The following is a 23,017-nucleotide window of genomic DNA, read 5'->3' on the forward strand; positions in this document are numbered from 1 at the left end:
ATCTCGATTTGTGAGATTTTTTTGTCCATTTTCCCACTATTTTCTTCTGTCAAAGATTAATTTGGCAAAACATAACCGTTCTCATCTACCTTCGGCTCCGCTTCCGGCTTCTTCTCTGCCTGGGAGGTTCCTGACATCCGGACTGCCACTTTGTCTAAATCTTCATTTAAAATCAGATTCAAATCCGCATTCTCTGCTTTTGAGACACGGTCCGACATTGCCATAATCAATTTTTCGTTGAAGTTTCTCACCCAGCGGCCATTGCTGTGGTCATCGGTTTTGCTGTAATTATTTTTAACAACTTCACCGTAATATGCCTCATCCACCTGATATCCAGCATTATGTAAACCTAATAAACCAATCTGTACAATTTCATCCGGCGTATAATCCTCAAAATCAAACGTATGTGGAACACGGCTTACAAGACCTGAATTCATTTGCATAAATTCGCCCATTTCTTTGGTATAGCCTGCTAAGATAATAACAATGTCTTTGCGGTGGTCTTCCATAAATTTTAAAATCTCATCGACTGCCTCAATCCCAAAGTCGTTACCAGTACCCTGGCTTAAAGAATATGCTTCATCGATAAACAGCACTCCACCTAGGGCTGACTCCAAAACCTCTCTTGTCTTTATTGCAGTCTGTCCGACATATCCTGCTACCAGGTCGCTTCTTGACACCTCAATAAACTTCTTCTGGCTGATAATGCCTTTCTGATACAGAACCTCTCCAATAATTCTGGCAACGGTTGTCTTTCCGGTTCCCGGATTTCCAAGGAAAAGAGAATGTAACGTAAAATCGCTGTTTTCCTGTCCCTGTTCCTCTCTTCTTTGATTGAGTTCTGCTAGTGAAATAAAACGGCTTACCTGCTCTTTTACGCCCTGAATACCAATCAGCTTCTGCAGACGCTCCATAGCATCCTCGTGTTTTCCATCTTCCTGTCGGAATTTGCCCTGTGCCAAAACCTCATCGATATCCACATTGTAGATGGTTTCAATATCTTCCTCTCCCGTGTTCATGACACGGTCTGCAAATGCTTTTAACAGCTTTTCATTGAAGTTACGAATCCAGCGCGCGTTACTGTGATCGAGAGAACAACGGTAAGCACGTTTTACCTGCTGCGCGTAGTACTCTTCGTTCTCGAACTTGTACTGTTTTTTTGCCAGTTCTTTTTCTCCGATTTCAACAATCTCATCCGGAGTAAAGTCCTCAAACACAAATTTATTTGGAACACGTGAAGTCAATCCCGGATTTGTTTTTAAGAACTGCTCCATTTCTTTGGTATAACCTGCGAAAATAATCATAATCTCGCCACGGTGGTCTTCCATATATTTTAAAATGGTATTGATTGCTTCAATACCGAAGTTGACATTCGCATCTTTTTTATTGAGCGCATACGCCTCATCGATAAATAACACGCCGCCTTTTGCCTTCTCTAATAATGCCAGTGTCTGCTGCGCCGTTCCACCTACATTCTGGGAAATAAAGTCCGGCTCCGATGCCTCAATCAGCTTAAATTCGTCGCTCTTAAATGCGCCTGACTCAAAAAGCACCTCTCCAATCAGACGGGCAACTGTCGTTTTTCCGGTTCCCGGATTCCCCATGAAAACGGAATGAAAGGACTGTTCCTGTGGTTCAAGTCCCTTGGCAATTCTCTGCTGGTTAAATTCCACCATGCGAAGCATTTTTTCAATTTCACGCTTCACACTGTTTAATCCTATCAGGTGCTCTAACTGCTCTCTTGCGCTTTCTTTTGAAGTCTCGTCCTCACCTGCGGCACCTGAAACGCCGGATGCGCCCGTTGCCTTCTTCTGATAAGCAAAACTGCTCGTATCATCTGCTTCAATTCCAAGTTCTGACGCATTTCCCTCTGTGTAAACCAAATCACTTAACTGCAACATGGAGTGATCCGAAATGCGGATATTCGGGTCTGTAATACGGCTTACCGAAATCTTATCTCCATATACAATCGAATGGTCTCCAATAAACAAATCCACTTTCTGACTGTTCTGACCTAAGATACGCACTTCATCAAAGATGCAGACACTTGATTGTTCATCCACAACCATTGTTTCGTTGATGGTAGCGCCATGTAAAAACACTCTTCCATCCACTATCTTTACCGATGTCATTTCATCATTTTCGGACTCAAACCGCGCATTCTCTTTTCCAAAAACGGCTGCATCAAAATTTGGCTGGCTGATGACGCAGTTCTTTGTCGTCACAAGGCTGTTTTTCATCCACAACGCCGGATAGTCCTTTTCCGGCTCACAACCGGTAATGGTCGAATTCTCGATATGTACTGTGGAGTTTATGACATTGATTGCATTGGTATCCCCCGTGTAAATGCTGGAATTATTTATCTTTAACTCTGTATTCTCTACCGCAATCCGGCAGTCCCTGAAGTTACAGCCGTCTAACTCTAACTTGCCCTCCTCCATATAGGCTCTCATATACAATTTATCGTTTTCCATCACCGTAACATCATTCAAAATAAGATGTGCCCGATTTCCACCGTAAAGAACCGGATATACTTCTCCCTCCTGCTGCACACTTTCTAACACGACGTTGGTTAACGTCACCGTTGCCTCTTGTTTGCAATTTACCAGGTTAGTTTGTTCTTTTCCATAGCGAATCCATAAATTCTCGAATGTAACATTTGCTTTATTTTTAATTGCAACACGACCATGGATTACGTTGGTAAAATTCTGTGTTCCGTTTTCCCCTACGTTCGTTTTTCCAATGAATGTCAGATTCTTTTCTATTACCACACAATCGACATCCGGGCAATATCCCTCCTGAAATTCAATGACATCTCCATCCTTTGCTGCATTGACAGCCGGCATAAAATCCCAGGCATTCTGGTCTGCGCCTACTAAATATTTTGGCATTTATCTTCCCTCCCTATACACAGGCAACGCCATTTATCTTAAAAAGGTAACTTCTTTCACCTCTCCTGATTTTCTCTCTTTCATTCCTGCACAAATATTATACCGCACCTTTTATCCAGGGTGCAAGGTGCATTTCTGCGCCTCCAATGAAATATGACGAACTCATAAGCAATATCAAGAGCAAAAAAATCAATTTCAATTTCCACATCAGTAAAACCGATAGAACGCCTTTACTAAGATACCGGTTCTGCCGGCTGTCCTGCATCCAAAATTATCATCGATACACTCTGCGTTGTCAGCAAACCTGGAATTCATACAGAGCATTTTTTCGAATCCGGCGGCGTATACGGACAGAAAGTACCTTCGGAATTTTAAAATAAGATAAATCTTATCAACGGCTATTCCATCGCGGTTCGAGGATGTGATTTCCATGATATCTTGGACATATCGATACCATTTTTTATGAATTATCCAATTTTAAAGCATTTTACGGATGCTGGTTTACATAAAAATAGCCTGTTGGATAATAGGAATGATTTGAAAGAAAATTATCCAAAAAATCCTGTTATTTTACAGTATTTTTAACAAATTTTTTTAAGTCTACTGTATTTATCCAAAGTGAGTAAAATAGTTTACATAACACAGGTAATTTAGGACCTTTTTGGATATTTTTTTAGCTGAGACGTCTTATTTGTAAAATAGAATGTTCTTGTTTCCTATTTGTTGTACGCCAATCTCTTGTAATTGTTGTCGTTTATGTATTCCTCAAAAAGGAGAAGCTAATATCGCGTCTGATATGCCCTTTATCTACTTGGCAAGGGGCATATCTGTCACGATACTAACTTCTCTTTTTTGTTCTTAACTTAATGTTATTGTCCTCACGGTCTGGATAGTTTTCTGTTAGGGGAATTTTTCACTTTGTTCAGGCTATGAGGATTCTTTTTACTATTTCATTTTTATTTAAGCAACCCATTGTGTAATATAAACATAATTTTCATCGCTACCAGTGATTTCAAGATAATATCTTCTATATGGAGTGCCATCTCCATTACCATAATTGAAACCTTCCATTGCATTTGCTATGGCATTAGCATTTAATTCATCCTTGCTTAATGACCAACATCCTGAGCCCCAAGAAGCTTCATCCTTAATACTTGGGTCCCACACCATTCCCTGAGCTTCCACTTGGGAGCGATAATATGCAACTGCTTCTTCTGGGGTATATTTCTCAGCTGTTGTTGCTTCTTCTTCCCCTGTTCCCACTGCTGGCTCACTGTTGGCAGATTGGTCTGCTTGTGAATTATTCGCGGAACTATTGCCGGTGCTGTTATTTGTGCTTGCACTTTCATTTTTTGAGTTTGTAGTTTCTTTTTTTGCTGCTTCGTTTGTATTATTACTATTTGTTTCAGTGGTCTCATTTGAATTTGACGCCAAAGCCACATCCACATCATCATCTACTAACAGATATAATCTATCATACGGCGTGTTCTCCACAGGGTTTTCCAATGCAACCCAGGCATATCTTGACGAAGATGCAATAGCATGAAGTGTTACACCTTTTTTCACTTCCGCAATTTTTATACCCTCACTTGAATATAAACTCAAATCTTTCGGTGCAACAAAAGAGACATCTATATCTTTATCAAATTTACTTGCATCAATACTATATTCAGCATCTGAAGGTTCAACAAAAGTCAATCCATCATAAGTTGACACTGGAACAATGACCTCTTCTGTTGAATCAATGCTTTCTGTATTCATAACTTCTTTCTCAATCTTTTCTGTTGGCTCTACATTTTCATCCTGAGTTTTATTTCCACATCCAATTAATGAGAACATCATTGAAAATGTTAATAAAAGTACTGCAATTTTTTTATTTTTCATCTATTATTTCTCTTTTCATTTTTTATTTTTTATATTAAAAAAGTGTCTTCGACACTCTCAACTCCCCTAGCCCCTCATTCATGAGGGGTAGGGGTTTTCTTATCTCCTTCTTTATTGTAAAATTCTATTATGAATATATTACAATCCATCTTTACCGATTATTATGAACACATCATTTACCAACTCCATCCTCGTCCTGCTGTCATTGAAAATGTCAACAAGATGATTCATTGTGGTGACTCTTCTCACGGTGGTGCCATGTATGGCTGTCCTCACTGCGGAAATCTTAAATTTGTTCCCTTTCGCTGTAAAAGCCGTTTTTGCCCTTCCTGTGGAAACAAATACAACCAGCTTCGTTCTTTTCAGATGTCCTGCAAGCTCGTTTCCTGTGTTCACCGCCATTGTGTTTTCACCATCCCAGAGGAACTCCGCATTTATTTTCTCAAAGACAGGTCTCTCTTAAATTGCTTATTTCATTCTGTCCGTGACGTTGTCCTTCGTATGTTTTCCAAAATGAATAAAACTGAAAACTTTACTCCCGGATTTATCTGTGTTCTTCACACCTTTGGGCGTGACTTAAAATGGAATCCCCATATCCATGCCCTCATCTCTGAAGGCGGTGCTGGCAACATCACTCCCTGGCGTCCTGTCAAACACTTTGATTACAACTTTCTTCGTAATGCCTTCCGCAAAGTGCTGCTTGAACAGCTCTCCTTCCGTATTGGTCCCACCTTTCGTAAAGTTAAAAATGAAATGTACACAAAACACTCCAATGGTTTTTATGTTCGTGCAAAGCCAAATCTCTGCACTCCTGATATTACCATTAAATACATCAGCCGATACCTCGGCAGGCCTGTTATCGCCACATCACGTATTGATTATTATGACGGCGAAAATGTAACCTTTCATTACACCAGACACGAAGACAACAAAACAGTTACTGAAACCATCCCTGCTTTGAACTTCATCCAAAAACTAATTGTACACATCCCCGAAAAACATTTCAAAATGCTTCGCTACTATGGGATATATGCCAAACATCATAAACAGGAAAAGAATCTCCGTAAATGTATTTCTGCTGAAAAACAACATTTCCTGCGTTCTATCCAGGACTGGCGGCACTCCATTCTTCTCTCTTTCGGATACGACCCTCTCTGCTGTTCCGAATGTGGCACTTCTATGTTGGTTTTAGAAGTTTACCACAAAAAAACTGCACTATTTGAACAATATCGAAAGGTTATGGGATATGGATAACTCCATGCTCATAGTAATTCTTTCTCCATAGTCAGATAGTGCAGCTGTCCTAAACCAAAACAAAAAACTTCATAAACAACGTCACGGCGAATCCACCATTCGCTCTTTTGTCATGTCATTTTTTATTTCAAGTTCATTATACACTATTTCTGACTGTTTGAGAAATTTCCTATAAAGTGAAAAAGAAAATCCAGACCATCTATAATGATTCTAAACAGAATTACGGCGCCCCTAAAATAACCCAGGAACTTCGTAAATCCGGCGAAACCATTGCTGAACGCACTGTTGGTAAATACATGCGTGAAATGGGCATCAAAGCTCAGTGGATTAAGCCTTGGACTACTACAACCAGGGATTCTGATTTTAGTAATGAGCTTCACAACATCCTTGATGAGCAATTCAACCCTGAACGTCCTAACGCTGTCTGGTGCACCGATATCACATATATTTGGACTCAAGACGGCTTTGTTTACCTCAATTGCGTTATGGACTTATTTGCCAGGAAAATCATTGCCTGGACTCTCGCAGACACCATGGAAGTGTCTACTGTTATTGAAACCATTAATAAAGCTAAGGCTCGTCGTAATACCGATTTACCTTTGATAATACATTCAGATCGTGGTAGCCAGTATGTTTCAAATGCCTGGCGTGAAGCCACTAAATCAATGCAGCGAAGCTATTCTCATAGCGGTTATCCTTACGATAATGCTTGTATTGAATCCTTCCATTCCTTGATTAAAAGAGAATGGCTAAACAGGTTCAACATCAGAAACTATAGCCATGCATACAGGCTTGTCTTTGAATACATTGAAACCTTCTATAACACCGTCCGGATTCATAGTCATTGTGACTATATGTCCCCTGACGAATTTGAAAAACTGTATGAAAGGGTGAATGTTCTGCCGGCTGCTTAGCTGGCGGAACCTCTCATTTTAATTTGTACTAAATCTTGACATAGGACCAAATTTCATTTATAGCACATTTCAAAACATTTACAGCATCTTTGCAAAATCTCTCATGACCATTCAAATAAATTTTTATATTTTTTCTTTAACATATACACTATTTTCAAATATTTCTAGTTCAACAATAATATTTTCATAATTATCTATATGCCTTTGATATTTCTCAATTATCTCTTCCTTTGAATATTGCCGAGTTGCGCTCCCCATTTATGCTTCACCTCTTTTGTTTATTATTCAAAATCCCTTCAAAATTTGCTTTGTTCTGAATTTGTATTTCCCTGTTGCATTTGCACATCTATTGCTGTTCCCCAAAAATTTGTTATATAGTTTGTTAATTCTGTTTTTTCTTGTGCTATCTTTTTTTCTTCTTCTGAGAATGAATAATCTCTCCCAACTATTCCACTTTCTTCTAACGTCAAAGCCCAATCTAAAATATTATTTTTCACTCTGCTCAAAATAGAATATATTTGATTTTTTCCAAATTCTAATCTAAATTGGGTATTAACTCCACAACATTTTGCTACATACTTATTCATCTCAGCAGGTAGATTCATTACTAACATTGAGTTTTCAGCATTTCGGTATAAATCATATAGCTCTGAAATTGAATTTGGCAATTTTGTTTTCGTAAAAGCTTTTTCAGCTACTGCCGAATCCATCACTACTGGAATCCATACCCCTACAGGATTTAATGCTTTCAATTGTCCTTGTATCATTCTATATTCAGGAGTCTCTTTTTTCCCATATCCCTCTTGCTCACATTGTATCCACTCTTGAAAATCTGGCAACTTCAATTTCCGCGCAATAACATATGACTTTCTTAATAAAGATTCTATGTCTGCATTTTTATCCATAGCTTCTTTTTGTAGTTCCAAGACAATACCATTCATAATTTATTCCTCTTATATAAAAAGTAATTTTATTCCTTCTACAATCCCTGTCGCAATTAGACTTCCAGCCACACCAACAGATAAATTCTTCAATTCCATTAAAAGCATTTTTACTTTACCAGGATTTTCTTTCTTTTGAATTAAAGTATCAATTTCTGTTATTTTCTGTCTGACTTCTGTTGCTTTATCTCCAAACTCATCTTCTAACAAAGTGTCATACTTCTTAATTTTTGCAACAAACTCCGAAACCTTATCAAAATCTACTGTTTCCATATCAGTAATCGTTTGTGTTTGTGTAGAATTAACAGTTCCCTGCTGAAGCTGTATATTGCTTACACTTCCACAAAAATTATTTGTAATATTACTCATCCGTGCCTCCTGATACTGTTTTTCTTTATCCTGAAAATAATCTATACCTTCCATTGTTAAATAAACAGCCAACCTACCGCTAATATACATTGAACTAGCCTTCGTAATACAACCACATAATTTTAAATCATCTAATATTGCTTTTACATTAAACTTAACATTAGGTATTTCCATGAATTCATTTATATCACAACTTATAGCATCTTGACCTAATTCCCCTCTTTTTTTCAAAAGTATCTCCAAAAATTTTGCACTATCTTTTCTCAATGCAAACACTCCTATCCAAAATTATTGAGTTTCCATTCAATTCTCTTCTCTATTTACCAACTCTATTAGCATAAGCCTATTATACCATAGAAGTTTCTATAGAGAAATTCACTCTCAAAATTTAGATTTTATCAAAACACATTTTTATTGCACAACTGCCATATTGCATCCTTTTTGCCCACACCCCAATTCCAACATCAATACTTCTAAGCAAAAATAGAATTATCTCCCCTATTACCAAAAGCGATTTTCTAGTTGTATTTTCAGCCAATACGTGTTATATTGATTATACAAAAAGGGTGTCACCGATAGACGGTTGACCCGTTAAATTGTTTTGCTAAAAATAGCTGCTCAACTTGCTAGGTCGGGGCGGCTATTTTTGTGTCTTATTATTATCCTTACCAAAGGAATACCCTAATCCAAAGCAGGTTAAGCCGAAACTTACCACTGCGATAAAATCAACAATACTCATATGGCTTAGCCCTCCTTTCCAAGAAGCCAATGACTTCTTTCGATTCCCTTGCGGGTTTCTATGTAATCGGAGGGTCACAGTCCCTCCGTAGAGGGTCAACCGCCTACCGTTATGGTGACACCCAATGAAATTTTATCATAGACCATTGGCATTTTCAAATAAATATTCCATCTTTTCTTGTAAAAGAAAAAGACCTCATAGAACGGTTTCCCGCCCTACAAGGTCTTACTATCTCTATATCTTATTATTCAGCTTTTCCAACAGAACCAAATAATTCCATCTTCTCTTTTACAGTAGCTTTGATTGCTTCTGCACCTGGAGCTAATAACTTACGAGGATCGAATCCTTTTCCTTCTAAGTCTTTTCCAGCTTCGATGTATTTACGTGTAGCTTCCTGGAATGCTAACTGGCACTCTGTATTAACGTTAATCTTAGATACTCCAAGATCAATTGCTTTTTTGATCATATCTGCAGGGATACCTGTACCACCGTGAAGAACTAATGGCATTTTTCCTGTTTTTTCCTGAACTGCAGCTAATGTTTCGAAGCTTAATCCAGCCCAGTTTTCAGGATATTTTCCGTGAATGTTACCGATACCTGCTGCAAGCATATCTACACCAAGGTCAGCAATCATTTTACATTCGTTAGGATCTGCGCATTCGCCCATTCCTACAACACCGTCTTCTTCTCCACCGATAGAACCTACTTCAGCTTCGATAGACATTCCCATACCATGAGCAACTGCTACTAATTCTTTTGTCTTAGCAACGTTCTCTTCGATTGCGTAGTGGGAACCATCAAACATGATAGATGTGAATCCAGCTTTGATACATTTGTAGCATCCTTCGTAAGTACCATGGTCAAGATGTAATGCAACAGGAACTGTGATTCCTAATTCTTTATCCATAGCTTTTACCATTGCAGCAACAGTTTCAAAACCTGTCATGTATTTACCAGCACCCTCAGATACACCTAAGATGACTGGGGAGTTTAACTCCTGTGCTGTTAAAAGGATTGATTTTGTCCACTCAAGGTTGTTGATGTTGAACTGTCCAACAGCGTAATGTCCAGCTTTTGCTTTGTCTAACATTTCTTTTGCAGATACTAACATATTATATTCCTCCATTTGTTAAAAATAATTAGTACATTATCATGTGCAGATTGGTTTGCACCGCTCCGCCATAAAATAAACCCATATACGAGTTTATTATATATTACTTTTGTCCAAAAATAAAGTTAAAAATATAACAATCTTTCCTTTTCCTAATTGTCCTCTACTTAATTGTCCTCTACTTTTAACTCTAACGCCCGGTGTATATTCTTTACAATTACCTCTTCATGATCCCCGCCAAATTCTCCATCCAGCGTCCATGGAATCTCATGTTTGCAATGGAATCTGACTTCGTCTGTCTTAAATGAATAAATCATATCGGTATCATCAATCAGATTTGTAAGACTTGCCAAAATTTCATTTAACTCAATCGGGTTCTTTGGCTTCTTAATCAGAGTCACCTCAAAAACGCCATCGTCCAGCAGGACATCCTTACCTGTCATCCCTTTAAAACCACCGACAGAAGTCGAGTTCGTAATCATTCCATAGATAAATTCATCCTGGAGTCTGGTTGTACCATATTCCACCTGCATCAGATAGGCCGGAATATCGTGAAGACATTTCGCCCCCTCTAATATGTATGCAGCATGTCCTAAAATATTCTTCAAATTCTGGCTTGTCCGGTAAGATACCTCCGTAAAAAGTCCAAATGCAGCCACATACACGAAGGAGTCCCCGTTAAAGTCTCCGATATCACAGGCAAAATTTTTGCCGGACACCGCAACCTTTGCTGCTTTTACCATATCCTTTGGAATACCCAAAGAATTGGCGAAATCATTGGTGCTTCCCGCCGGGATATAGCCAAGCGGAACTTTTTTCTCACGTTTCATCATACCGGTTACGGCTTCATCCAAGGTGCCATCCCCGCCGCTGCAGACCACAAGGTCATATTCACCGGCATGATGCTCCACCTGATGCCTTGCATCATCCCTCGCCTGCGTCGGGTAAATGGTTACCTCATAATCCGCCTTTACCATTGTATCCACAATATCAAGAAGCTGATTTTTAATCTGAGCCTTTCCTGAAAATGGATTAAACACAAATAATAACTTCTTTTTCATAAATTCTCTCTCTTTATACGCTTTTATTTCTTACAGTTCTACCCTTATGAACTTCTGTAAAAGTGCTCTAGTTATCGGTCAGAAAACCAGCAATTGCTTCAACGGCCTCTGCTTCATCCTCTCCATTTGCTTCCACAACAATGGATGTTCCAGACAACAATCCAAGACTCATCATTCCCATAATGCTTTTTGCATTTACTTTTTTGGTATCAACTTCAAGATAAATCTCACTTGAAAATGCGTTTGCACGCTGAACTAAAAGTGCAATCGGTCTTGCTTCCAAATCGTTTGTCATCTGAATCGTTACATTCTTTTTCATTTTGTCCTCCATTAAAACATAAATAACACACTTGTTTCTCTCACTTATTCCTATCCTTCACGCAATTCCTCTGCAATTGCGCTTAGCTTTCGCAATCTATGATTTACCCCCGATTTTCCAACCGGTGGATTTAAATAAGTGCCTAACTCTTTGAGTGCTGACTCTGGATACTCCAATCTAAGAAGTGCCATCTCTTTCAAATTCTCCGGCAGACTGTCTAACCCCGCCGTATCTCTGATATATTCAATATCAAGAACCTGTTTTACCGCTGCATTCACCGTCTTGCTGATGTTTGCTGTCTCACAGTTTACCTTACGGTTTACAGAATTTCGCATCTCTTTTAAAATTCTGACATTTTCAAGATTCATCAGGGAAATATGCGCTTCCATGACGTTTAGCAAATCCACAATCTGGGAACCTTCTTTCAAATACACCACATAGTATTTTTTTCGAAGAACGATTTTCGCATCCATATCAAAGCTGTTAATCATTTCCTTTAACTGCTCCGCCTGGTGTTCATCCTTGCACACAATCTCAAAATGATAAGATTTATTCGGATCACTGATGGAACCACTTGCCAAAAATGCGCCCCGGATAAAGGCTCTTTTACAACAGGTCTGCTGAACCAAAATCCCGTTGACATCATTTGTGATGTGAGGCTTTTGCTTTTCTTCATCCCACATCTTAACTGCCTCATAAACACGTTTCCAATCCTGCGCCTTCGTGTTAGCAGTATCAAAATGAAATAATTTTTTTACCAGAATCCCGTATTTTTGCAAAAGGTTTTCATTTTCTGTATCAAGTAAAATGGTTGCGCCATTTTCGCCAATTTTCGCTTTTCCATCAAATGCAATCAGCGCTGCAAGTTCCGCAATCTGACAATGTCTGCTTTTCCCAATCTGTCCCGCTAATTCTTCCTTTACTTTACTTGAAAACGACATTCTTACTTTCCTCTCATTGCATCTTTCCCGATGTCACGATGTTCAATCTTAAGTCCATATTCTTTCTTTTTCTTCAATCGTTTGTACAGCTCATTGGCTAACGTTACCGAACGATGCTTGCCTCCGGTACAGCCGATTGCAATGACCAGCTGATTCTTGCCCTCGGTGATATAATTCGGCAGTAAAAAGTTAATCATATCTTCTAATTTATCTAAAAACTCATGTGCTTCCTTAAATTGAAGTACATAGTCCTGAATTTCTTTGTCATTTCCATTTTTTGCACGGAGTCCCTCTACATAATAAGGGTTTGGCAAAAAACGGACATCGAATACCAAATCGGCATCTGCCGGTATTCCATACTTAAAACCAAATGAGAGGACGGTGATAAACAGGTTCTTGTAGTCCTGCTGTAACACAAAAATCTTCTCAAGTTCAGCCTTTAGCTCCCTTGTCAGAAGCTGGCTGGTATCTATAATATAATTCGCACGTTTTTTCAAAAAATCAAGACGTTCCCGCTCTAAGGCAATTCCTTTGTCAACGCGCTCGCTTCCTGCTAATGGATGACTTCTTCTTGTCTCCTTGTAACGTTTTACCAGAACGGAATCCTCTGCATCCAAGAATAAAATGTCACAGGAATCTCCCTTTGCTTCAATCCGGTCCAGCACATCGCGAAGTTCATCTAAAGACTGTCCGCTTCTGATGTCGATTCCGACTGCAACCTTTTGCAATTCTGCATTTGACGCATCCGACAATTCTACAAACTTCTCTACCAATGGAATCGGAAGATTATCCACACAATAAAATCCGATATCCTCCATCATTTTTAATGCTGTACTTTTTCCTGCTCCGGACATTCCGGTCAATATTACAAATTTCATGTTTCCTCATCCTTTAAAATTCGCCAATCATTTTCACTTCTGGCTCTAACACAACACCATACTGTTCCTTTACTTTATCTGATACATCCTGCATCAGCTGTTTGATATCTGCCGCAGTTGCATCCCCAATATTTACCACAAATCCTGCATGTTTCTCAGAAACCTGTGCTCCACCAACGGTATAGCCTTTTAACCCTGCATCCATAATAAGCTTTCCTGCAAAATAACCCTCCGGGCGTTTGAAGGTACTTCCTGCACTCGGGTAATTGAGTGGCTGTTTCTCTGCTCTTCTATTCCGGTAATCTTCCATCGTATCACGAATCTGCTGCATATCGCCGCGCTCTAGACAAAGTGTTGCCTCTGTCACAATATAACCATGCTCTGGAATACAGCTATGACGATAGGACAAATCCAGTTCCTGCAATGACAGGACATGTTCTTTGCCATCTAAATCAAGAACCTTGACACTCTCAATGATATCTTTCATCTCGCCGCCATAGGCACCTGCGTTCATGACAACAGCTCCACCAACACTTCCCGGAATTCCTGCTGCAAACTCCATTCCGGTAAGAGAATGTTCTGCTGCTGCATTTGCTGCCTTTGCCAGCATGGTTCCGGCACCCACTGTCATGTGCGCTCCGTCAAAGCTGATTTCTTCTGCCGGCTTTCCGCAGACAATGACGACACCACGAATTCCTTTATCGCCTACCAAAAGATTGCTGCCATTTCCAATTACGGTATATGGCATTTGATGAAGTTTACATAATTTTATCACACTTGGAAGCTGAACCAGGTCTGGAGTGACCAGCAAATCTGCCGATCCTCCAACTCGGAATGTGGTATGCAGCTTCATCGGCTCCTGCTCCTTCCACTGCTCCTCATTCAATATTGTCTTTAATGCTTCTAAAAACTGCTGGTTCATTTCTGCTCCTTTATGCCTCTTTTAAGAACACTTTGTATCCTAAAAGTGCTTCATATAAATCTACTTTGCTGATGATTTCCCATGGTGCATGCATGTTCAATACAGCAACACCACTGTCAATAACATTCATGCCGTAATTTGCAAGAATGTAAGCGATGGTTCCACCGCCGCCCTGGTCTACTTTACCAAGTTCTGCGGTCTGGAAATAAACTTCATTTGTATCCATCATATTACGAAGCTTTCCTACATATTCTGCATTTGCATCATTGGAACCTGATTTTCCTCTTGCACCTGTATATTTGTTGAATACAAGACCTCTTCCAAAATATGCTGCATTACGTTTTTCCATAACAGCTGGATAGTTTGGATCAAATGCTGCTGATACGTCAGAAGATAATACCTTAGAATTGCGGAGTGCTCTTCTTAAGGCAATTCCGGAATATTTTCCGGTTGCATTCAATACTTCTGCCACACAGTCCTCGAAGAAATGAGACTGCATACCGGATGCTCCGACACTTCCGATTTCTTCTTTATCTACGAGCAGGCATACGCTTGTATACTCTGGATTCTCTGTCTGAACTGTTGCAACGAAAGATGGGTATGCGCATACTCTGTCGTCATGACCATATCCCATAATCATGCTTCTGTCTAAGCCATAATCTCTTGCTTCTCCGGCTGGTACCACCTCAATCTCAGCAGAAAGGAAATCTTCTTCTTCGAAGCCATATTCTTTTTCAATGATGCTTAAGATGTTGGCTTTTACTTTCTCTTTGACATCTTCTTTGTCTTCTGATGTTGGAATGCTTCCGATTAAGAGGTCTAAGTTCTCACCTTCGATTACTTTTGCACCTTTTTTATCTAACTGATCTGCTGCAAGATGAATCAACAAATCGCTGACACCTAAAACAGGATCACCCGGTTTATCACCGATATTTACCGTTACCACAGTTCCGTCTTTCTTTGCAACGACACCGTGAAGTGCAAGTGGAAGTGTTACCCACTGGTATTTCTTTACACCACCATAGTAGTGTGTATCTAACATACAAAGGTCTGTGTCCTCATACATTGGATTCTGTTTTAAATCCATACGAGGGGAATCGATATGAGCTCCTAAGATGTTCATACCTTCTTCTAAGTCTTTTTTTCCTAATACGAAAAGTGCAAGACCTTTTCCCATATTATTTGCATATACTTTATCACCGGCTTTTAAGCTTAACTTTTTGTCCATGACTTCTTTTAAGTCAACAAATCCGGCTTCCTTTGCCACTTTCTCTAATGCAGTAACACATTCGCGCTCTGTCTTACAGTTTGAAATAAACTGTCTGTACTCCTCTGCGAACTGAAAAACTGCTTCTCTTTTTGTTCCTTCCGGGTATTTCTCCCATGCATTTTTTCTTTCCATTTGACTTATGCTCCAATTTCTAAGTTATTTTAAGATCAGCATTTGCTGTTGTCTTCTATTCGTCATCCTCGTCGTTTCCTTTTGTCAGGTTCTCCTGCACACGACGGTATAATTCCTGGGCTGCGTTGTAACCCATCTTCTTTTGTCTGTGGTTAACGGCTGCTGCCTCACAGATGACAGCCAGGTTACGGCCAGGACGAATCGGAAGTGAATGGCAAACGACTTTGTTGCCAAGGAATTCTGTATATTCTTCCTCTAAACCAAGACGGTCATATTCATTCTCTTTCTTCCAGTCTTCCAGTTTGATGACAAGGTCAATCTGCTGTTTTTCCTTGACACATTCTACACCGAACAATGTCTTTACATCGATGATTCCGATTCCTCGAAGTTCAATGAAATAACGTGTGATATCCGGTGATGTTCCAATCAATGTATGTTCGTTGATTTTACGAATCTCTACAACATCATCTGTTACAAGACGATGTCCTCTCTTTACTAACTCCAGTGCAGCTTCACTCTTACCGATGCCGCTTTCTCCCATAATCAAAAGTCCTTCACCATAAACATCGACCAGTACCCCGTGAATGGTGATACATGGAGCAAGCTGCTCACTCAATACATAAATCAGCTCTGCCATGAATTCGGAAGTACTTCTCTTGGTTCCAAGAATCGGAATATTACTTTCCATCGCAATTTTTAAGAAAAGTTCATCCGGCTGTAAATCCCTGCAAAAGAAAATACATGGGATATCATACGCCATGAACTGGCGATAAATTTCTTCTTTTCTTTTCTCGTCTAACTGCTGTAAATAAGTATACTCAACTGTACCGATGATCTGTGAACGTGACTGTTCAAAATGCTCAAAATAACCGCTTAACTGCAACGCAGGTCTGTTTACATCACTCAGCATGATGCGATGTCCCTTTAACTCCATATCAGGGAGATAATTCTTCAGATCCATGATCTGCATGATTTTTGATACTGCTACACCATCCATACCTTTTTCTCCATTCTCACCAAGTGTTTTCTGTAAAAACCACTCTGTTATTTGTCAAATCTTTTGTTCCCTTAGTTATGCCCATCATACCATAGAAACAAGATTTCTTCAACTGCGGAAGAACTGATAAACAGATTGTGCAGCCTGTTCATTCATCGATGGAGTATCCAGTAAATCTTCCACTGTTGCAGACTTAATCGCATCCAAAGATTGATATTTTTTCATCAATGCTTTTCTCCTGGACGGGCCAATTCCCGGAATGTCATCCAGAATCGAATGTACCTGTGTCTTACTTCTTAACGAGCGGTGATATTCAATTGCAAAGCGATGCGCCTCATCCTGGACTCTTGTAATCAGCTTAAATCCTTCACTGTTCCGGTCAATCGGGATTTCTATGTTATGATAGTATAACCCGCGCGTCCGGTGATTATCATCCTTTACCATACCACATACTGGAATGTTAAGATGCAGTTCATCCAAAACCTGGAGCGCAATGTTAACCTGTCCGCGTCCACCATCCATCATGATTAAATCCGGGAATCTGGTAAAACTTCCGAACTCCGCTGACATCTCCTTTTTCGCAAGTTCTTCCTGTTCTTTCATTCCATGTGTAAATCGTCTGGTCAAAACCTCATGCATCGATGCATAATCATCCGGTCCCGTAATCGTCTTTAACTTGAACTTACGGTAATCGCTGCGTTTTGGCTTTCCTTTTTCGTAGACAATCATGGAACCTACGGTCTCAAATCCATTGATGTTTGAGATATCGAACGCCTCAATCCGCTGCAGTTCTTCCAGTTCCAAAAGATTCTGAATCTCTTTTAAAGCACCGATGGTTCTGCCTTCCTCACGGCGCATTTTTTCGCGGTCCTGACTTAAAACCAGTTTCGCATTTTTTTCTGCAAGCTCTACTAACTTTTCTTTCATGCCCTTCTGAGGCACTTTTATCAAGACCTTGCTGCCTCTCTTCTGGGATAACCATTCCGCCAAAACTTCCCGTTCCGCAAGATCCATCTGAAGCATAATCTCACGTGGGAAAAACGGAGTTCCGGAATAGAATTGCTTTATAAATGTAGTTAGAATCTGTTCCTTGGTATCATCCTCTCCTACTTTTACATAGAAGTGATCTCTGCCAATCAGCTTGCCATCGCGGATAAAAAAGACCTGCACAACCGCATCTCTGTCGTCTGCTGCAAGCGCAATAATATCTTTATCCTCCCCATCCGTGTGGGTAATCTTCTGTTTCTGTGCCACCTGTTTGACACTGTTTAACTGGTTTCGATACTCAATTGCTTTTTCAAATTCCATCTGCTCCGACGCTTCTAACATCTTCGTCTCAAGTTCGTTCATAATCGGCGCATAATTTCCATTTAAAAAGTCAATGACCTTATCCACATTTTTGCGGTATTCTTCTTTACTGATATACCCCTGACATGGTCCGGCGCACTGCTTGATATGGTAATTTAAACAAGGTCGTTCTTTTCCCATATCCCGTGGCAGTACCCTGTTACAGGTTCTTAAATGATAAAGTTTATTGACAAGTTCAATGGTTTCTTTTACTGCACCCGCGCTGGTGTAAGGGCCAAAATATCTGGATTTATCCCTCTTTTGCTGCCTGGAAAAAAGGACACGCGGAAAATCTTCTCCTACTGTCACCTTAATGTAAGGATAGGTTTTATCATCCCGCAGCATTGTATTGTATTTCGGGCGATGCTCCTTAATCAGGTTACATTCCAGGACAAGTGCCTCTAATTCGGAATCCGTTATAATGTATTCAAAGCGGGCAATCTGTTTTACCATCTGAGCCTTCTTAATCCCCTCATTATGGCTTGCCTGAAAGTATTGATGTACTCTCTTTGTCAGACTGACCGCTTTTCCAATATAAATAATTGCATCTTTATCATCATGCATAATATAAACTCCCGGTTGATCCGGGAGTTTTTTTAATTCTTCTTCTATATTAAACATTATTCACCATCGTTCTCATAGATTGAAGTCTGCTTTGTCATATTTGTATCATCTGTTACTGTCTGATCCACAAAGCTTCCTTTTGGAAGTTCGTCCTCAAACATTTCATCAGAAAGATGTTCTTCTTTTGCATCTTTCTGTCCGTCATTGGAATCCTTCTTCTCCTCTTCCGGGTCTGGAATTCCTTTGACCTCACGGAAAAGCTTCATGAACTCTTTTCCTGTAATTGTCTCATGCTCATACAGATATTCTGAAATCACATCTAATGCCTCACGGTTCTCTGTCAAAAGACGGGTTGCCTCATCATAAGCATTGTTGATGATATGAAGTACTTCTCCATCAATCTGTGCTGCAGTATCCTCACCACAAATCAATCCGGCACGATTGTCCAGATATTGGTTCTCAACGGTTGCAAGACACATCATACCAAATTTATCTGACATACCGTACTGTGTTACCATTGCACGTGCAATTGCGGTTGCATTCTCGATGTCGTTTGCAGCACCACTTGTTGCGGAGTTGAATACCAGCATCTCTGCTGCTCGTCCTGCCATATAGGTTGCAATCTTCGCAAGAAGTTCATCCTTAGTCTGCAGGAACTTCTCTTCCTCAGGTGTCTGTAAGGTATATCCTAATGCTCCCATGGTTCTTGGAACAATCGTAATCTTCTGAACTGGTTCAGTGTTCTTCTGTAATGCTGTCACAATTGCATGACCTACTTCATGGTAAGAAACAATCTTACGTTCCTTATCACTCATCACGCGGTCTTTCTTCTCTTTACCACCGACTGCCACAAGTTCAAATGCTTCAAACAAATCAGACTGGTTGACATATTTTCTTCCATTCTTTACCGCATTGATAGCTGCCTCATTGATCATATTGGCAAGGTCAGAACCTACAAGACCTGCTGTTGCAAGTGCGAGTGCATCCAAATCAACAGTCTCATCCATCATAACATCCTTGGAATGAACTTTTAAAGTCTCCAAACGTCCCTTCAAATCCGGCTTATCTACGATAATTCGTCTGTCGAAACGTCCCGGACGAAGAAGTGCTTTATCCAATACTTCCGGTCTGTTTGTAGCTGCTAAAATCAAAAGTCCTTTCGAACTGTCGAAACCATCCATCTCAGCCAGCAACTGGTTCAATGTCTGCTCACGCTCGTCATTGCCACCATATCTGGAATCACGGCTCTTACCAATCGCATCAATCTCATCGATGAAAATAATACACGGCGCCTGTTTCTGTGCTTCCTTGAACAAATCACGCACACGGGATGCTCCTACACCGACAAACATCTCAACAAAATCAGAACCTGCCAGTGAAAAGAATGGCACTTTTGCCTCGCCGGCAACTGCTTTTGCAAGCAATGTCTTACCGGTACCAGGAGGTCCTACTAAAAGAGCTCCCTTCGGCAGCTTCGCACCAATCTCGCGATATTTCTTCGGGTTATGAAGGAAATCTACCACTTCCTGCAAGGACTCTTTTGCCTCATCCTGTCCCGCAACATCCTTAAAGGTAACACCTGTCTGCTTTTCCACATAAACCTTCGCATTGCTCTTGCCAACGCCCATTGCACCGCCACCCATTTTTCTCATTAAGAAAAACAGAATGACCCATACAAGTGCTAACGGAATCAGGTAAGATAAAATGCTAATCAGCCAGCTTGATGTATTATCCGGTATTGTTCCATATACCTCAACGCCATAGGTAGATAAGGTATGATATAAGGTAGGGTCACTTACGATTCCACAGTAATAACTCTTCTGGGAAGTAACCGGGTAGAACAGGGATGTTATCTCATCCGACTGCGTCTTTTCATCCGAAACCGGTGTAATGTCAATCTCATAGTTGCCTATCTTAACAGACTTTACCTCTCCGTCTTTCACCATCTGGATAAACTCTGTGTAGGAAATCTCCTCCGAGCTCATCTGGGAATACCGGTTCGTCAAAAGGCTCATAATAAATAAAGCAACCAGCGAGATAAGAATAAAGATCATAATAGCCTGTCCATTCTTATTCCCCTTGTTACCGTTTTGATCATTTTGATTTCTATTGTTATTTATTTCGTTATTTGGTCCATTGTTGTCCATACGTCCATCCTTTGTATCCTTTCCTTAAGAATCTTCTTTATTATATTGAAAATATGCCCTAAAAGCAATATCTACTTCATGAACTTTTCGTTTCCTTTCTTAATATTTTATAAACATTAAGATTCCGGTGTCAAAAGGCAGCTCACAAATTAGTCGCTGGTAAATTGCACAAAGACAAGACTTTTTTGTGACTTTGAGGGAACATTAGAAAATCTTAGTATGCCCCAAAATATCCAGTGATGTTCTGCCACGGACGGCAGAACAAGGCTTCACGAGCCGCGGATGGCTCGTTGAATGCCGGTCTCGTCACTCTGAAATAATTTTCATCAGGCATACATAGAGTTTTCTTATGTTCACTCATCGGAACAAAATAGACTTGGCATTGTGCAATTTGCCAACAAGAAAACGGTAAGCTGCCTTTTGACACTGGAATCACATAAAAAAATATATATCCAAAAAACTTTTTTCGATTTTACTGGATTTCTTGAAAATGTGGTAGTATAATACATTGGTTATTATTTTAGGTTTTAAAATAATACGAAACGTTTTGCTAAAACAAGAAGGAAAATGCCTATCCCATTTTCCATTTATTGGTGCCGGTTTTCCGGCATTTTATGATAACAATATAAACATTTCACTATTTAGAGGAGGATAACCCTATGCCTGTAAAATACGTCTTTGTCACTGGCGGTGTTGTTTCCGGTCTTGGAAAAGGTATCACTGCTGCTTCCCTTGGAAGATTGTTAAAAGCCCGTGGCTACAAAGTGACTATGCAGAAATTTGACCCTTATATCAACATTGACCCTGGAACCATGAACCCGATTCAGCATGGTGAAGTTTTCGTGACCGATGACGGCGCTGAAACTGACCTTGACCTTGGACATTACGAGCGTTTTATCGATGAAAGTCTCACCAAAAATTCCAATGTCACAACCGGTAAAGTATACTGGTCCGTTTTACAGAAAGAACGTCGTGGCGATTACGGCGGTGGTACTGTCCAGGTAATTCCACATATTACCAACGAAATCAAGAGTCGTTTCTATCGTAATTTCACTTCTGATGATACACATATCGCAATTATCGAGGTCGGTGGTACCGTCGGCGATATCGAAAGTCAGCCATTTTTAGAGGCAATCCGTCAGTTCCAGCACGAGGTTGGACGCGAAAATGCCATTTTAGTCCACGTAACTTTAATTCCTTATTTAAAAGCTTCCGGAGAATTGAAAACAAAACCAACGCAGGCTTCCGTAAAAGAACTTCAGGGAATGGGTATTCAGCCGGATATCATTGTATGTCGTTCCGAGCAGCCGCTTGACCAGGGACTCCGTGATAAAATTGCATTATTCTGTAACGTTCCAAGCGACCACGTTTTACAGAACCTTGATGTGGAATATTTATATGAAGCACCACTTGCAATGGAAAAAGAAAATCTTGCAAAAGTTGCCTGTGAGTCTCTTCATTTAGCTTGCCCAGAACCAGATTTAAAAGACTGGGAAGCTATGGTAGATGCACTTCGCCATCCAAATAAGGAAGTAAAAATCGCACTTGTCGGAAAATATATTGCCTTACACGATGCTTACATCTCCGTTGTAGAAGCATTAAAGCACGGTGGAATCGCAGAGCATGCAACTGTAGATATCAAATGGATTGATGCAGAGACCTTGACTCCGGAAAATGCAGACGAGCTGTTAGGTGATGTTTCCGGTATCCTGGTTCCTGGTGGATTTGGTGTACGTGGTGTCGAAGGAAAAATTACTGCTGCAAAATATGCTCGTGAACATAAAGTTCCATATCTTGGACTTTGCCTTGGTATGCAGGTTTCCATCATTGAATTTGCTAGAAACGTCTGCGGACTTCACGATGCACACAGTATCGAATTAGATCCAAACACCACACATCCGGTTATCGCATTGATGCCTGATCAGAACGGTGTGGAAGATATCGGTGGAACTTTAAGACTTGGTTCTTATCCATGTGTCTTAGACAAGACTTCCAAGGCTTATGAAGTATACGGAACGGATCATATTGAGGAAAGACATCGTCATCGTTACGAAGTAAACAATGATTTCCGTTCTACTTTAACCGAACATGGCATGAAGCTTTGCGGTACTTCCCCTGACGGAAGAATCATTGAAATGATTGAACTTCCAGATCATCCATGGTACATTGCAACACAGGCTCATCCAGAGTTAAAGTCCAGACCAAACAGACCTCATCCTTTGTTCCACGGTTTCGTAGAAGCTGCAACAAAGTGCAAACGATAAAAATAAAAATAAAAAAAGAATCCTGCTTGCAGGATTCTCCGCCTGCGGCGGGTCGCATTTGCGACATTGTTC

Annotated in this window: 17 protein-coding genes; 3 read left to right on the forward strand and 14 right to left on the reverse strand. The window is 40.1% G+C overall.

Features of this window, described 5'->3' with window-relative positions; all coding sequences use genetic code 11:
• Positions 1 to 56: 56 nt before the first annotated feature.
• Together BIV16_RS10885 and BIV16_RS10890 are read right to left on the reverse strand one after the other, a co-directional pair.
• Positions 57 to 2,891 (reverse strand): AAA family ATPase, encoded by a 2,835-nt coding sequence (locus BIV16_RS10885; RefSeq protein ID WP_075680809.1) that lies wholly within the window; start codon positions 2,889 to 2,891, stop codon positions 57 to 59.
• Positions 2,892 to 3,851: 960 nt separating this feature from the next.
• Positions 3,852 to 4,775, reverse strand: coding sequence for a hypothetical protein (locus BIV16_RS10890; RefSeq protein WP_075680810.1), 924 nt, complete (start codon positions 4,773 to 4,775; stop codon positions 3,852 to 3,854).
• 129 nt (positions 4,776 to 4,904) lie between these two features.
• Between BIV16_RS10890 and BIV16_RS10900 the strand changes: the two genes are divergently transcribed.
• Together BIV16_RS10900 and BIV16_RS10905 are read left to right on the forward strand one after the other, a co-directional pair.
• Positions 4,905 to 6,029, forward strand: a complete 1,125-nt coding sequence (locus tag BIV16_RS10900; protein ID WP_075679811.1) for an IS91 family transposase — start codon at positions 4,905 to 4,907, stop codon at positions 6,027 to 6,029.
• 176 nt (positions 6,030 to 6,205) lie between these two features.
• Positions 6,206 to 6,943, forward strand: coding sequence for an IS3 family transposase (locus BIV16_RS10905; RefSeq protein WP_242940390.1), 738 nt, complete (start codon positions 6,206 to 6,208; stop codon positions 6,941 to 6,943).
• Between the two features lie 296 nt (positions 6,944 to 7,239).
• Here BIV16_RS10905 and BIV16_RS10910 read toward each other — a convergent pair whose 3' ends face one another.
• From BIV16_RS10910 to ftsH, 12 genes are all read right to left on the reverse strand, one after another.
• The gene (locus BIV16_RS10910; protein WP_075680812.1) at positions 7,240 to 7,884 is read right to left on the reverse strand and encodes an AbiTii domain-containing protein; all 645 of its coding nucleotides are present in this window, start codon (positions 7,882 to 7,884) and stop codon (positions 7,240 to 7,242) included.
• Between the two features lie 12 nt (positions 7,885 to 7,896).
• Complete coding sequence (locus BIV16_RS10915) at positions 7,897 to 8,520, reverse strand: hypothetical protein (RefSeq protein ID WP_075680813.1); 624 nt, start codon at positions 8,518 to 8,520, stop codon at positions 7,897 to 7,899.
• Positions 8,521 to 9,236: 716 nt separating this feature from the next.
• Complete coding sequence (gene fba, locus BIV16_RS10920) at positions 9,237 to 10,103, reverse strand: class II fructose-1,6-bisphosphate aldolase (protein ID WP_075680814.1); 867 nt, start codon at positions 10,101 to 10,103, stop codon at positions 9,237 to 9,239.
• A 167-nt stretch (positions 10,104 to 10,270) separates the two neighbouring features.
• On the reverse strand, positions 10,271 to 11,164 hold the full coding sequence (locus tag BIV16_RS10925; protein ID WP_075680815.1) for a diacylglycerol/lipid kinase family protein: 894 nt from the start codon (positions 11,162 to 11,164) through the stop codon (positions 10,271 to 10,273).
• Between the two features lie 67 nt (positions 11,165 to 11,231).
• On the reverse strand, positions 11,232 to 11,483 hold the full coding sequence (locus BIV16_RS10930) for an HPr family phosphocarrier protein (protein ID WP_173664557.1): 252 nt from the start codon (positions 11,481 to 11,483) through the stop codon (positions 11,232 to 11,234).
• Positions 11,484 to 11,533: 50 nt separating this feature from the next.
• Positions 11,534 to 12,424, reverse strand: coding sequence for a DNA-binding protein WhiA (gene whiA, locus BIV16_RS10935; protein WP_075680817.1), 891 nt, complete (start codon positions 12,422 to 12,424; stop codon positions 11,534 to 11,536).
• Between the two features lie 2 nt (positions 12,425 to 12,426).
• Positions 12,427 to 13,302, reverse strand: a complete 876-nt coding sequence (gene rapZ / locus BIV16_RS10940; RefSeq protein ID WP_075680818.1) for an RNase adapter RapZ — start codon at positions 13,300 to 13,302, stop codon at positions 12,427 to 12,429.
• A 13-nt stretch (positions 13,303 to 13,315) separates the two neighbouring features.
• Complete coding sequence (gene murB / locus BIV16_RS10945) at positions 13,316 to 14,224, reverse strand: UDP-N-acetylmuramate dehydrogenase (protein WP_075680819.1); 909 nt, start codon at positions 14,222 to 14,224, stop codon at positions 13,316 to 13,318.
• A 10-nt stretch (positions 14,225 to 14,234) separates the two neighbouring features.
• On the reverse strand, positions 14,235 to 15,626 hold the full coding sequence (locus BIV16_RS10950) for an aminopeptidase (RefSeq protein WP_075680820.1): 1,392 nt from the start codon (positions 15,624 to 15,626) through the stop codon (positions 14,235 to 14,237).
• Positions 15,627 to 15,681: 55 nt separating this feature from the next.
• Positions 15,682 to 16,623 (reverse strand): HPr(Ser) kinase/phosphatase, encoded by a 942-nt coding sequence (gene hprK / locus BIV16_RS10955; protein WP_075680821.1) that lies wholly within the window; start codon positions 16,621 to 16,623, stop codon positions 15,682 to 15,684.
• 108 nt (positions 16,624 to 16,731) lie between these two features.
• Positions 16,732 to 18,591: an excinuclease ABC subunit UvrC gene (gene uvrC, locus BIV16_RS10960; protein WP_075680822.1), complete on the reverse strand. Its 1,860-nt coding sequence runs from the start codon at positions 18,589 to 18,591 to the stop codon at positions 16,732 to 16,734.
• Positions 18,591 to 20,681, reverse strand: coding sequence for an ATP-dependent zinc metalloprotease FtsH (gene ftsH / locus BIV16_RS10965; protein ID WP_075680823.1), 2,091 nt, complete (start codon positions 20,679 to 20,681; stop codon positions 18,591 to 18,593). Before ftsH ends, uvrC begins: the two co-directional genes overlap by 1 nt.
• A 659-nt stretch (positions 20,682 to 21,340) precedes the next feature.
• Between ftsH and BIV16_RS10970 the strand changes: the two genes are divergently transcribed.
• Entirely contained in the window at positions 21,341 to 22,945 is a 1,605-nt protein-coding gene (locus BIV16_RS10970; protein WP_075680824.1) for a CTP synthase, read from the forward strand.
• Positions 22,946 to 23,017: the final 72 nt, after the last annotated feature.

The sequence above is a fragment of the Roseburia sp. 831b genome, from assembly GCF_001940165.2.
Classification (GTDB): Bacteria; Bacillota; Clostridia; order Lachnospirales; family Lachnospiraceae; genus Roseburia.